Raw genomic sequence first — 12,329 nt, 5'->3', positions numbered from 1 at the left:
CGGCTCACCGAGGCTTCCGCCCGAGTGGCCGGTGAACGCCGCCCCTCCCCTGTCCGTATAGGCAGGGGGAACCACACAAGGAGCAGAGCATGAACGAGAACCGCTACCGCGTCGCCGGAATGACGTGCGGCCACTGCGTGGCAAGTGTCACCGAGGAAGTCGCCGAGGTACCGGGCGTCGACGCGGTCGAGGTCGACCTTCCCGACGGGACGGTCCTGGTCCGCGGCCAAGACCTCGACGACAACCGGATCCGCCTGGCCATCACCGAGGCCGGATACACCGTCACCGAGCCGGTAGCGGTCTGACACCACGGTTCGCGGTGCGGAGCGGCGATCTCCGCACCGCCCCGGACCGAGGTTGGGCGCGGGTCCGGGAAGCCCCACTCCCCGGACCCGCGTGGCCGTCATGCGCTGACGGCTGCGTCGAGGCGGCCGGCCTTGGCCTCCTCGATCAGGGACCCGAACTGGTCCGCGCTCATCTGCACCCGCTGCCCGAAGTCGTCGGTGATCACGATCCGGCGCTCGGGCGCAGCGGTCTCGTCGACGAACAGTTCCGGACAGCCGCAGTTGCAGTTGCCGCAGAAGGTGGCCAGCGGTTCGGGTGATCCGGTCATCATCGACTCCTCCACATCCATCGGACCCCGGGCAGAGCCAGGAGCCCGAGTACCGAGGTGATGCCCAGCACCTCCGGGCAACAAGCTCGGTCGATGCCGAGCGTGGAGGCACAGTGCATCGGTCGCATGCCCCCGATACATCCGGAACTCTCAGAAGGCCGGGAACTGGAAGACGGTGCCGTACGACCATTCGGATGTCGGCGAGGTGGGCTTTCGGGCAGCAGGGCAAAGCACGGAACACGCCGAAGCGGACCCGGTATGGAGGTGTGGGCGGGGCAGTGCCAGGATCGGGAAACATGTCGGTGGGATGGCGGTTTCGCGCCACACGGTCCGCGCTCTTCGCGGTCGTGTGCGTTTCGCTGGCTGCCCTCGGTCACGCCCTCATGTCCGACGCCCCGCTCCCGTGGTGGTCTCTGGGGCTGAGCCTCGCCGGAGTGGGCACGCTGACCTGGCTCGTCGCGGGAAGGGAGCGAGGCCAGGCCGGCGTCATCGCGTTCACCGTCGCGGTGCAGGCGGCCCTGCACGCGGCCTTCACGCTCGCCCAGACCATGCAGCAGACAGCCGTGGGGGCCGACGGCGAGTCCGCCCTCGCAGCCAGATGGGCGGACGCCTTGCTGTGCGGCCCCCACAGCAACACCGCCGCCGCGGCCCGCGCCTACGACGTCGCCGCCCAGGCCGGGCTGACGGAAAGCATGCCGCTGCCCAATCTGGAGGGCGGCTCCTCCGCCATAGCGGCCATGGGGCACGCCTCCCACGGAGCCCATGCCGGCCACGGAGCCCACGCAGCCCAGTCCGCACACGACATGACCGCGATGACCGGGACCGCCTCCTGGGGCATGCTCCTGGGACACGTCGTGGCGGCACTGCTGTGCGGACTGTGGCTGGCGCGCGGCGAGCGTGCCGCCTTCCGAATCCTCAGCGCCCTCGCGGAACGCGTCGCCCTTCCCTTCTTCCTGCTCGACGCGCTCCGCCCTCTGCCGTCCGCGCCACCGGCCTCCGCCTACGACCGCTCCATCACGCGCCCGCAGTCGCGCCTGCTCTCCGACACCCTCGTCACCCGGGGACCGCCCCGAGGGATCGCTGTCCACTGACAGCCGGCTCACGTCGGCCGCTCGAACGCCGCCGACGTGCACCCGCGTTTCTCCTGCGCGGGTGCGATCTCTCATTCTCCGGACCGGGACACGCCAACAGGCCGCGCCCTGTCCGGACACCCGGAAGGAACCGCAATCCCATGCTTCCTGCCCAAAGACACACCGGGGCGACGGAGGACGAAGTAACTGCCTGGGCTCTCGGCGCCGCAGCGGGCGACGCCGACGCCTTCGAGCATGTCTTCCGAGCCCTCCACCACGACGTCCGCCGCTACGTCACGGCCCTGGCCGACGACTCACAGGTGGCCGAGGACCTGGTACAGGAGACGTTCCTGCGTGCCGTGTCCACCGTCCACCTCTTCCAGGGGCGCGGCTCGGCACGTGCCTGGCTGCTGACCATCGCCCGACGAGCGGTCGTCGACAGCCTGCGACGCGCCGCTGCCCGCCCCCGCCTGGCCGACACCCCGGACTGGCAGTTCGTCGCGGAGTGCAGCCAGCCGCGCGACCTGCCCGGCTTCGACGAAGGCATCGCCCTGATGTCCCTCGTCGAGGCTCTGCCGGACGACCGCCGCGAGGCGTTCGTCCTGACCCAGCTCCTGGACATGCCCTACGACGATGCGGCCCGCACCAGCGCGTGCCCCGTGGGCACCATCAGATCCCGGGTGTCGCGAGCACGCACAACGCTCTGCGCGATGCTCGACGACAGGACGCCGGCTCTGGCCTGCTGAGCTAGGGGAAGAATCCGTCATCGCGGTTGTTCGGGGCGAGCCCGTCCCGAACAACCGCGAGACTACGGGTTGTCCCCCAATGACCCGTCACAGCTTGGGAAATGGTGGCGTCCGGCGGTACGTACCCGCTGAACAATCCTGGTCAGCCGAGGAAGCTCAGCCGCACCTGACGGTCCGGGTTGTCCCGGTTCGTATCCACCGAACTCCGTCAAGGCAACCACGAGGGTGGCCGCCGCAGCGACCGCATGGCGGCTTGCAGTGCCACGAAACTCGGCTTGCCGCCCGCTGTGCGCGGAAGCCGCCCGTTCCTCGCACGGTTGGATCCGTCGATGACGAGCGGCGACGCGACAGCCGGTGCTGTCGCCGGCGGGGTCGCACAACGAGGCGGGGCGGGTTTGGCCACATCGTTGCTCCGGCCGTCGGCACCCGCCATCTGACGGTAAGTCAGCGTGGTCGCGGATCGGGTGGCGGGGGCAAAGGCGAGCAGCCGATCGAGCTCCTTCCTCACTTCCGGCAGCACGTTCCGTCCCCGAACACCTTTTGCACGTCTCAACGGCCGGATCGGAGCGGAGTTTCGCCTTCCAGCCGAACAGGGTGCCCGGCCGTAGGGACATGCCACCTCACCGGTCCCATGCCCTGGTGCCCGATGGTTCCCGGGGCGTCCCTGATACGTCACCAGGTCTGCCACGGTCGCGCTGTGGAACCTCTTCTCGTTCAGGTCAAGGAAACTCGCCACTTGTCCGGACTGGAGATGGTGACGTATCCGTGGTGAGTCAGGGGGAATGTTCCCTTGGACCGGGACGGAAAGTCGGGGATCTCCACCCGCCTGCCGCCGGTCGCGAGGTGGTAGGTCACGCTGCCGTGACTCTTGAACTCCCAGCGAAGGACGTGTCTTTCCTCGTAGTAGCGCTTGGGCTGGAAGTAGCCGAACGTTTCGGTGTACTTCCCCTCACGCTCCTCCTTGGTGAGCGGAGGCAGTGCCTCGGCGCCGACGATCCGGGCGTGCCAGCGGTGAAAGCCGCTCGCTCCGTCGCTCACCGTGATCCGGTCCACGGTGAAGCCCGATGAATCGGCGGGAAGGACGATACGCATCCGCCGTCCGCGGGAGGTGGTCACAAGGTTTTCGCCGGTGGAACGACCGCCGACCGCGCGGTGGAAACGGAAGCTCGACGTGAGGCCGCCCCGCACCTCCAGCAGGGTCGGCTTGCCCGCGCTGTCGGCGGGAATCTCTATTGTCCGGCCTGCCCAGCCGGACCAGCTCTTCGGGCCGTCCACGCTCACCCTGTTCCCCCTCTTCCGGGCGACCGCGCCCTCTACGCGTGATGATCGCACGGCGGTCCGTGACACAGGGACGGGCCGTGCGGCGCGGGCGGGCGGCTGCGCTGGTACGGGCTGAGCCTCTTGACATCGCGGATCGGGACCTGCGGACCGCGGTGCGGTCCCTTCAACCGCTTCTGACCGAGGTGGTTCAGTGTCGCCAGCTGACCGCTTCAGGACGAGGTGCACAGGCGGCGCAGGCATGTGAGGCTGCAGGCCAGTTCGAGCAGGCCCTGGTGGACATCGGCGCGTCGCTCGTAGCGGGTACCGGGCCGTTCGAACTGGTGCAGCCAGGCGAAGGGCCCGCTCGACGGCCCGGCGCACCTTGCCCAGTCCGGAGCCGTGAGCGACGCCGCGTCGGGCGACCATCGGCCTGATGCCGCGTTTCCACAGCAGGCGGCGGTACTTGTCGAAGTCGTAGCCCCGGTCGGCATACAGCCGCCGGGGTTTGCGGCGGGGGGACGCCCCCGCAGACCCCTGATCCGCTGAGCGCCGCTCGATCGTCCGTACCGCGCAGTGCCTCTCCGTTGGACCGCGCATGGTGCGGAGATTTCACGGCACCGCCTCACGGGCCTTGCGATCAGCCCATGAAGCTCAACCTCACTTCACGGTTGGGATTATCCACATTGGTATCGACCAGGCACACCGACTGCCACGTCCCCAGCTCCAGCGACCCCCCGATCACCGGCAGCGTGGCGTGGGGCGGGACGAGGGCGGGGAGTACGTGGTCGCGGCCGTGGCCCGGGCTGCCGTGGCGGTGTTGCCAGCGGTCGTCCGCCGGGAGCAGGTGGTGGAGGGCGGTCAGGAGGTCGTCGTCGCTGCCCGCGCCCGTCTCCAGGATCGCGATGCCCGCCGTGGCGTGGGGGACGAAGATGTTCAGGAGGCCGTCCCGGCCGGACGCCGACCGGGCGAGGAACTCCTCGCACTCCCGGGTCAGGTCCATGACGCGTTCGGCCGTACCCGTGGTGATGTGCAGAACCGTGGTGGTGAAGGAATCGGACATGCCCCCATCTTCCCTTCCGGAGGGCGAGATCACACGTCCACGCTCCGAGACACCATTGACCGCCTCCTGACCGGATGGCTACGTTCATCGCCATGTTCCGATCAGCTCTGCTCACCTCGCGCGGTCACATCGACCTGCTGCGGGTGGCATCCGCCGCGTGTTGTCGCGGCTGCTGACGTTCTCTCAGCGCCTTTCCGGCCGCTTCTGACCGGGCCTCCTTCGCGCCCGTTCCGCCCCGGTTGCTGCCCCTCCCCCTCGACGTACCCGTGCGGGCTGCTTCGATCTGCCGCCGGCCGGGCTCGCCGCCCCTGATCCTCCGGCCCTGCGGCCTTCTTGACGCGCCCTCCGGCCTTGCGGCCTTCCTGACGTGTTCGGGTCAGCCGCAGTGCCCTGGCCCGGGGGCGCGTCAGCGTGTCTCCGTTCCCGATCCCCCTCCGTACGACCTCCCGTGGAGCCCCCATGACCATCAGCCACGCACCGCCCGATCTGGCCGCCGGCCTGGAGAAGACCCCGGCCCCCGGCAGTCGTACGTCACCCGATCTGGAGCCGATCGTCCCGGCGTCCGTGCGCCGGGCGCGGCTGCGGTCCGTGCCCCGGTGGTTGCGGCGGACCGTGGGGCCGTTGCTGCTGCTCGCGCTCTGGCAGGTGTTCAGCGCCACGGGGGTTCTGCACCCGGACGTGCTCGCCTCGCCGGGGACCATCGCCCGGGCGGGCGGCGATCTGATCGCCGACGGGACCCTGCCGGCCGCTATGGGCGTGTCGCTCCAGCGGGTGGCGGTGGGGCTCGTGCTCGGCGGGGTCGTCGGGACGGTGCTCGCGCTGGTCTCGGGGCTCTCGCGGCTCGGCGAGGACCTCGTCGACGCGACCGTACAGATGCTGCGCACCGTGCCCTGGGTGGGGCTGATCCCGCTGTTCATCATCTGGCTCGGTATCGGCGAGGCGCCGAAAGTGGCGCTCATCGCGCTCGGGGTCGCCTTTCATCTGTACCTGAACGTGTATGCGGGGATCCGTGGCGTGGACGCCCAACTCATCGAGGCCGGTGAGTCGTTGGGGCTGAACCGGTGGGGGCTCGTGCGCCATGTGGTGTTGCCGGGGGCGTTGCCCGGGGCTATGACCGGGCTGCGGTACTCGCTGGCCACCGCCTGGCTCGCGCTCGTCTTCGGCGAGTCCATCAACGCCGATGCCGGGATCGGGTTCCTGATGAACCAGGCCCGGGAGTTCTTCCGGACGGACGTGATCGTCGTCTGCCTCGTCGTCTACGCCTTCCTCGGCCTCACCGCCGATGTCATCGTCCGGACCCTCGAAAGGCTGCTGCTGCAATGGCGACCGACCTTCACCGGCCAGTGACCACCCCGGCCCCCTCCCCCACCGGGGAGCCCGAGGCCGCCGTTCGGGTCGAAGGGCTCACCCGTTCCTTCGACGGGCGTGCTGTCATCGACGGTCTCGATCTCACCCTGAAAGCAGGGGAGTTCACCGCCCTGCTGGGGCGCAGCGGATGCGGCAAGTCGACCCTGCTACGGGTGCTGGCCGGGCTCGACCGCGAGATAGCGGGGACGGTTCTGGTGCCGCGCCGCCGTGCCGTGGCCTTTCAGGCGCCGCGCCTCATGCCCTGGAAACGGGTCTGGCGCAATGTGCTGCTGGGGCTGCCGGGCAAGCCCGAACGGGCCCTGGCTGAAAAGGCGTTGGCAGAGGTCGGGCTGACCGACCGGTCCGGTGCCTGGCCCAAGACGCTGTCCGGCGGCGAGGCCCAACGTGCCTCCCTGGCACGCGCGTTGGTGCGCGAGCCCGATCTGCTCCTGCTCGACGAGCCGTTCGGCGCGCTGGACGCCCTGACCCGGATCAAGGCACAGCAGCTCGTGGCGGAGCTCTGGCAGCGGCGTGGCTGCGCGGTCCTGCTGGTCACCCACGACGTGGACGAGGCCCTGCTGCTGGCCGACCGGGTGCTGGTGATGCGGGAGGGCGGCATCGCGTACGACACCGCCGTCGGGCTGGACCGCCCGCGCGGTGTCGGCGCCCCCGGTTTCGCGGGCCTGCGTTCGCGGCTGCTGAGCGAGCTCGGCGTCGAGGACGGCGGCGGGGCGGACGCCGGGGCCGACCACCAGCAGCAGGAAGTGGCTGCCGCCGCGCACTCCGACGTATGACCTCCCGGACCACCACCCACCTCTTACCCCCCCACCTCTTCACCCCGCCTCTTCCCCCCTCCCCTTCCCCTTCCCGAGCAACACGGAGAACCACCATGAAACGCCGCGCCCTGCCCGCCCTGCTCCTTCCCCTCGCCCTGCTCCTCGCCGCCTGCGGTGGCGGCGCTTCGTCCACGGGGTCGGGGGGAGGCAGCACCGACGGCAAGGGCAGCGTGACGCTCAACGTCGGTGACCAGAAGGGTGGTTACGAAGCCATCCTGCGGGCCTCCGGAGAGCTCGACGATCTCGACTACCGCATCAAATGGTCCACCTTCACCTCCGGTCCACCCCTGCTGGAGGCCGTGAGCGCCGGGGCCGTGGACATCGGCGGGGTCGGCAACACCCCGCCCGTCTTCGCCGCCGGGTCCGACTCGAACATCGTCGTCGTGGGTGCCAGCCACGGATCGTCGGCAGGTGAGGCCATCGTCGTCCCGAAGGACTCGCCGCTCAAGAAGCCCGAGCAGCTCAAGGGGAAGTCCGTCGCCGTGGCGCAGGGCAGTTCGGCCCACTTCCAGCTGGTCGCCTCGCTCAAGAAGGCGGGCCTCTCCATCAAGGATGTGAAGCTCAACTACCTCCAGCCCGCTGACGCGCTCGCCGCGTTCAGCCGGGGGAAGGTCGACGCCTGGGCGATCTGGGACCCGTACACCTCGCAGATCCTGCGGGCCGGGAACGCCCGGGTACTGACGACCGGTGAGGGCGTCGTCAACGGCCTCGGTTTCCAGGTGGCTTCGCCCGCCTCGCTCAAGGACAAGCAGAAGTCGAAGGCCCTCGGTGATCTGCTGGTCCGGCTGGAGCGGGCGCAGAACTGGGTCTTCGAGCACCCGGAGGAGTGGGCGAAGGTGTGGGCGAAGGAGACCGGGCTGCCCTACGAGGTGGCGCTGGACGCCGTGAAGCTCACCTACGGCACCCGCGTGCCCGTGGCGATCGACGAGGCCGCCATCGCCTCCGAGCAGGAGATCGCCGACACCTTCGCCGAACTCAAGCTGATTCCGCGGCGGTTCGACTTCAAGGACTACGTCGACACCCGCTTCAACCGGAACCTCCCCGCCTCCTCCACCGCACCCCGCTCGTACGGAAAGGCCTCCTCGTGAACGTACATCTGCACTGGTTCCTGCCCACCGGAGGTGACGGCCGGACGCTCGTGGACCGGCACGCGTACACCGACGGCGGGATCAAGCGCGACCGGATCACCCCGGTGAGCGGGGTCCGCGCGCCGGACATCGAGTATCTGGCGCAGATCGCCAAGGCGGCCGAACAGCTGGGCTTCGAGGCGGTGTTGACGCCGACAGGTACGTGGTGCGAGGACGCCTGGCTGACCACGGTGGCGCTCGCGCAGCACACCGAGCGGCTGAAGTTCCTGGTCGCCTTCCGCCCGGGCGTCATCTCGCCCGTGCTCGCCGCCCAGATGGCCGCGACCTACCAGCGGATCACCCGGGGGCGGCTGCTGCTCAACGTGGTGACCGGTGGCGACTCGACCGAACAGCGGCGGTTCGGGGACCACTTGGACCACGACCGGCGTTACGCGCGGACGGCGGAGTTCCTGTCGGTGGTACGGGGTGCCTGGAGCGGGCAGCCGTACGACTTCGACGGCGAGCACTACCAGGTGGAGGGCGGGCTGACCGCGCTGCCGCCGGACCCGCTGCCGGAGATCTTCTTCGGCGGGTCCTCGGCGGCCGCCGGTCCGGTGGCCGCCGCCCATGCCGATGTCTATCTGACCTGGGGTGAGCCGCCGGCCCAGGTGAAGGAGAAGATCGACTGGATTCGCGGGCTGGCCGAGGAGCAGGGGCGTACGGTCCGGTTCGGGATCCGGCTGCACACCATTTCGCGTGACTCGTCGCGCGAGGCGTGGGCGACGGCCGACCGGCTGCTGGACGATCTGGACGCGGACACGATCGCGGCGGCGCAGCAGGCGCTCGGGAAGAGCGAGTCGGTCGGGCAGCAGCGGATGCTGGCGCTGCACGGCGGCTCGCGGGACAAGCTGGAGATCGCGCCGAACCTGTGGGCCGGTGTCGGCCTGGTGCGCGGTGGGGCCGGGACCGCGCTGGTGGGCAGCCACGCGGAGGTCGCCGACCGGATCGAGGAGTACCACGCGCTGGGTGTGGAGCACTTCGTGCTCTCGGGCTATCCGCATCTGGAGGAGGCGTACTGGTTCGGTGAGGGCGTGACGCCCGAGCTGGCCCGACGCGGGCTGCTCTCGACCGTTCCCGCGTCTCCGCTGCTGGGCACGCCCGGAGCCGAGACCCGGGGTGCGGCGCCGGTGCATGGTGCGGCGCCGCTGCTGGTCGCCGGAGGGCGCTGAACCCTGTGGGGCGCCCGGGAAGATCCCGGGCGCCCCACGAGTTAGTAGAAGCGTGAACATTACTGGGGTGCGCGAGCTGGACGTGGTCGTGATCGGCGCCGGGCAGGCGGGGCTGTCCGCCGCCCACCACCTGCGCCGCGTCGGTCTGGAGCCGGACCGCGATTTCGTGGTCCTGGACCACGCGCCCCGGCCGGGCGGCGCCTGGCAGTTCCGCTGGCCCTCGCTCACGTACGGCAAGGTCCACGGGATGCACGCGCTGCCGGGCATGGAACTGACCGGCGCCGACCCCGACCGGCCCTCGTCCGAGGTGATCGGCGCGTACTTCACGGCGTACGAGGAGCGCTTCGAGCTGCGGGTCCACCGGCCCGTCGAGGTGAGCGCCGTACGTGAGGGAAGCGGCGGGCGGCTGCTCGTGGAGACGTCCGAGGGGACGTACGCCGCGCGGGCGCTGATCAACGCGACCGGCACCTGGGACCGGCCGTTCTGGCCGCGCTACCCCGGGCAGGAGACGTTCCGGGGGCGGCAGCTGCACACGGCGAACTACCCGGGGCCCGAGGAGTTCGCGGGACGGCGCGTCATCGTGGTCGGGGGCGGCGCCTCCGGTACGCAGCACCTGATGGAGATCGCCCCGTACGCCGCCGAGACCTTCTGGGTGACCCGGAGCGAGCCGGTCTTCCGCGACGAGCCGTTCACCGAGGAGTGGGGGCGGGCGGCGGTGGCGATGGTGGAGGAGCGGGTACGCAACGGGCTGCCGCCGCAGAGCGTGGTGTCCGTGACCGGGCTGCCCGTCACCGACGCGGTGCGGCGCGCCCGGGAGCAGGGGGTGCTGGACCGGCTGCCGATGTTCGACCGGATCACCCCGACCGGGGTGGCCTGGGACGACGGCCGGAGCGCCGAGGCGGACGTGATCCTCTGGGCGACCGGCTTCCGGCCCGCCGTGGACCACCTGGCGCCGCTGAAGCTGCGCGAGCCGGGCGGCGGCATCCGGGCGGAGAACACCCGTGCGGTACGGGACCGGCGCGTCCACCTCGTCGGGTACGGCCCGTCCGCCAGCACCATCGGCGCCAACCGGGCGGGGCGCACCGCCGTGCGGTCGGTGCTGCGGCTGCTGGAGGAGACCGGTGGCCCGGACCGTACGCCAGAGGCGGCAGCGGCCGTGTGACGGCTGCTCCGGTCAGCCCGTGGCCGCACGGCGGTTGCTGTTGAACTCCTCGACATTTTTTTGCTGTTCGTCGTAGCTGTCGGTGAACCGGGTGTCCCCGGGCGCGACCGTGACGAAGTACAGCCAGGGGCCGGGCGTCGGGCTGATCGCGGCGCGCAGCGCCTCCTCCCCCGGGTTGCCGATGGGCGTCGGCGGCAGGCCCTTGCGTACATAGCTGTTGTACGGGCTGTCCAGCTGGGTGTCGGTGGTCGTGGTGTCCAGGGTGGAGCGCTTGAGGGCGTAGTTGATGGTGGAGTCCATCTGCAACGGCATGTCCTTGAGCAGCCGGTTGTAGACGACCCGGGCGACCTTGCCCATGTCGGAGGCGGTGTCCGCCTCGGCCTGGACGATGCTGGCGATCGTGGCCGTCTCGTAGACCGTGACGTTGTTGCGCTGCGCCCCGGCGGTGATGTGGTCCGCCCCGAACCGTTTGCGGGCGGTGTCCGCCATGTAGCGCAGCAGGCCGGCCGGCTTGGTCGCGGAGTCGATCGGATAGGTGGCCGGGAAGAAGTACCCCTCGGGGTTGCCCTCGGCCTGTTCGGGCAGCTCCAGATCGACCGTCCCCGCGGTCTTCTGCGTGGTGCCGGACTTCAGGCCGAGCGCCCGGTCGACGGCGGTGTACACCTGCGAGGCGCGCCAGCCCTCCGGGATCACCAGCGTGCTCTGCGGGCGCTGCTTCTTCTCCTTCTGCTCGTCCGATCCGAACACGGAGAGCGGGATCAGTACGGCGGCCGACACGACGAGCAGCGCGGCGACGACCAGGACGATCTTTCCGCGGCGGGTCGGGCGGAGTCTGCGACGGGGACGGGCGTCCGGGGACTCGTTCACCATGCGGGCACGTTAACCCGGTCCGCTCCCCCGGGCCGGTAGCCCGGCGGCGGCGTCGGCTCCGGCGACACGAACGCCGTACCGCACGACCAGAACACACGAACAAGGGATCGGGTGTTCGCTGGAACGCGTGATCGTATGGGGATTCGTTGCTGATCTCCTCCGCCGGACGTGATGATTGCAGAGCGCAGTCAACGGGCTGCAGACCGCTACCGCGCACGTCCCACACATGCATCACGCACAAGGAGAAAGACCAGATGAACTTCCTGACCAACCTGCTGGCCGGCATCGTCCACTTCGTGGGTTGGCTCGTCTGACCATCGCTCCGCCCGGCGCCGTCGCTCCCCGTCCCACGGGAGCGGCGGCGCCGCTGCGTGTACGGAGCGGGGGCGCCGTACCGCCCGCGTACGGCGTCAGCCCCGTGCCGCGCCCGGTCCGGCGAAGGGCGGGAGTGCGGTGAAGGCGGGGTCGACCGTCACCGCCTCCGCGAGCACGTCGAGCGTCCGGCGGACCCGGGTGAGCGGGTGGTCCGGGAACTCCGCGTCCCACCGGTCGTGGTCCGCCGCGTGGAAGGGCAGCCCGCCCTGGACCTCGGGGGCGTAAGGATGCGGCCGGAAGTAGCTCTCGGGGCCGAGCTTGGCCATCACCACGGCCTCCCGCATGCCGGTCATGCCGCGCTCGGCCGCCTGGATCTTCACCACGGTGCTGCACGTGGCGCGCGGCACGGTGAAGCTGCCGATGAACGCCTGGCCGCTGGGCTGCCCGGGGAGCGGCAGTTTGAGTATCTGGCGCAGGGCGGGCAGCTCGCCGAGCCGCTTCACCGACGCCTCGATGAGGCCGCCGCCCGCTCGCGCCGTGAAGTGGGTCAGGCCGTGGCGCAGGGCCGGGCCGTCGTCCAGGGCGGCCGGCAGATCCGGCACCAGGTCGAAGAAGTGCAGCGACAGCACATCGCCGTGGTCGTTCAGCCAGGCGTCGGTGTCGACGGGCCGGTAGCCGGGGAGTTCGACCCCGAGGAGAGCTTTCATGCGCGGCGATCATGCCGTACGGGCCGTGTGCGGGTGGTGCCGGGGTC

At 70.5% G+C, this 12,329-nt stretch carries 14 protein-coding genes and 1 pseudogene; 9 read left to right on the top strand and 6 right to left on the bottom strand.

The window, feature by feature from the left end; all coding sequences use genetic code 11:
• The first annotated feature begins 89 nt into the window (after nucleotides 1–89).
• Nucleotides 90–305, top strand: a complete 216-nt coding sequence (locus R2B67_RS32600) for a heavy-metal-associated domain-containing protein (protein WP_317823171.1) — start codon at nucleotides 90–92, stop codon at nucleotides 303–305.
• A 98-nt stretch (nucleotides 306–403) separates the two neighbouring features.
• Here R2B67_RS32600 and R2B67_RS32595 read toward each other — a convergent pair whose 3' ends face one another.
• Nucleotides 404–613 carry a hypothetical protein gene (locus R2B67_RS32595; RefSeq protein WP_084990543.1) on the bottom strand — a complete coding sequence of 70 codons (210 nt, stop codon included), beginning with the start codon at nucleotides 611–613 and terminating at the stop codon, nucleotides 404–406.
• A 383-nt stretch (nucleotides 614–996) separates the two neighbouring features.
• Between R2B67_RS32595 and R2B67_RS32590 the strand changes: the two genes are divergently transcribed.
• Both R2B67_RS32590 and R2B67_RS32585 read left to right on the top strand, forming a co-directional pair.
• The gene (locus R2B67_RS32590; protein ID WP_317823169.1) at nucleotides 997–1,704 is read left to right on the top strand and encodes a hypothetical protein; all 708 of its coding nucleotides are present in this window, start codon (nucleotides 997–999) and stop codon (nucleotides 1,702–1,704) included.
• A gap of 140 nt (nucleotides 1,705–1,844) precedes the next feature.
• Nucleotides 1,845–2,429, top strand: a complete 585-nt coding sequence (locus R2B67_RS32585; RefSeq protein WP_317823168.1) for a sigma-70 family RNA polymerase sigma factor — start codon at nucleotides 1,845–1,847, stop codon at nucleotides 2,427–2,429.
• 714 nt (nucleotides 2,430–3,143) lie between these two features.
• Here the strand turns inward: R2B67_RS32585 and R2B67_RS32580 are convergent.
• The 3 genes and pseudogenes from R2B67_RS32580 to R2B67_RS32570 all read right to left on the bottom strand — a co-directional run bounded on the left by R2B67_RS32580 (nucleotide 3,144) and on the right by R2B67_RS32570 (nucleotide 4,749).
• The gene (locus R2B67_RS32580; protein WP_317823166.1) at nucleotides 3,144–3,710 is read right to left on the bottom strand and encodes a hypothetical protein; all 567 of its coding nucleotides are present in this window, start codon (nucleotides 3,708–3,710) and stop codon (nucleotides 3,144–3,146) included.
• Between the two features lie 209 nt (nucleotides 3,711–3,919).
• A pseudogene (locus tag R2B67_RS32575) lies at nucleotides 3,920–4,228 on the bottom strand (transposase); the annotation flags it as partial.
• A 98-nt stretch (nucleotides 4,229–4,326) separates the two neighbouring features.
• Nucleotides 4,327–4,749, bottom strand: a complete 423-nt coding sequence (locus R2B67_RS32570; RefSeq protein WP_317823164.1) for a secondary thiamine-phosphate synthase enzyme YjbQ — start codon at nucleotides 4,747–4,749, stop codon at nucleotides 4,327–4,329.
• 74 nt (nucleotides 4,750–4,823) lie between these two features.
• Between R2B67_RS32570 and R2B67_RS36095 the strand changes: the two genes are divergently transcribed.
• From R2B67_RS36095 to R2B67_RS32545, 6 genes are all read left to right on the top strand, one after another.
• The gene (locus R2B67_RS36095; RefSeq protein WP_350676471.1) at nucleotides 4,824–4,925 is read left to right on the top strand and encodes a putative leader peptide; all 102 of its coding nucleotides are present in this window, start codon (nucleotides 4,824–4,826) and stop codon (nucleotides 4,923–4,925) included.
• Nucleotides 4,926–5,208: 283 nt separating this feature from the next.
• Nucleotides 5,209–6,096, top strand: a complete 888-nt coding sequence (locus tag R2B67_RS32565; RefSeq protein WP_317823162.1) for an ABC transporter permease — start codon at nucleotides 5,209–5,211, stop codon at nucleotides 6,094–6,096.
• Nucleotides 6,069–6,890 (top strand): ABC transporter ATP-binding protein, encoded by an 822-nt coding sequence (locus tag R2B67_RS32560; RefSeq protein WP_317823161.1) that lies wholly within the window; start codon nucleotides 6,069–6,071, stop codon nucleotides 6,888–6,890. The genes R2B67_RS32565 and R2B67_RS32560 overlap by 28 nt, the downstream gene beginning before the upstream one ends.
• 95 nt (nucleotides 6,891–6,985) lie before the next feature.
• Nucleotides 6,986–8,020 carry an ABC transporter substrate-binding protein gene (locus tag R2B67_RS32555; RefSeq protein WP_317823159.1) on the top strand — a complete coding sequence of 345 codons (1,035 nt, stop codon included), beginning with the start codon at nucleotides 6,986–6,988 and terminating at the stop codon, nucleotides 8,018–8,020.
• Nucleotides 8,017–9,228, top strand: a complete 1,212-nt coding sequence (locus R2B67_RS32550) for an LLM class flavin-dependent oxidoreductase (RefSeq protein ID WP_317823157.1) — start codon at nucleotides 8,017–8,019, stop codon at nucleotides 9,226–9,228. The genes R2B67_RS32555 and R2B67_RS32550 overlap by 4 nt, the downstream gene beginning before the upstream one ends.
• Before the next feature lie 67 nt (nucleotides 9,229–9,295).
• The gene (locus tag R2B67_RS32545; protein WP_381075292.1) at nucleotides 9,296–10,390 is read left to right on the top strand and encodes an NAD(P)-binding domain-containing protein; all 1,095 of its coding nucleotides are present in this window, start codon (nucleotides 9,296–9,298) and stop codon (nucleotides 10,388–10,390) included.
• Nucleotides 10,391–10,402: 12 nt separating this feature from the next.
• Here the strand turns inward: R2B67_RS32545 and mltG are convergent, their stop codons facing one another.
• Nucleotides 10,403–11,260 carry an endolytic transglycosylase MltG gene (gene mltG / locus R2B67_RS32540; protein ID WP_317823153.1) on the bottom strand — a complete coding sequence of 286 codons (858 nt, stop codon included), beginning with the start codon at nucleotides 11,258–11,260 and terminating at the stop codon, nucleotides 10,403–10,405.
• Nucleotides 11,261–11,670: 410 nt separating this feature from the next.
• Nucleotides 11,671–12,282: a hypothetical protein gene (locus R2B67_RS32535; protein ID WP_317823150.1), complete on the bottom strand. Its 612-nt coding sequence runs from the start codon at nucleotides 12,280–12,282 to the stop codon at nucleotides 11,671–11,673.
• Nucleotides 12,283–12,329 lie beyond the last annotated feature (47 nt).

Source organism: Streptomyces cyaneofuscatus, assembly GCF_033109485.1.
In the GTDB taxonomy this organism is placed as follows: domain Bacteria; phylum Actinomycetota; class Actinomycetes; order Streptomycetales; family Streptomycetaceae; genus Streptomyces; species Streptomyces cyaneofuscatus.
This window is presented reverse-complemented; position numbering and strand designations above follow the sequence as displayed.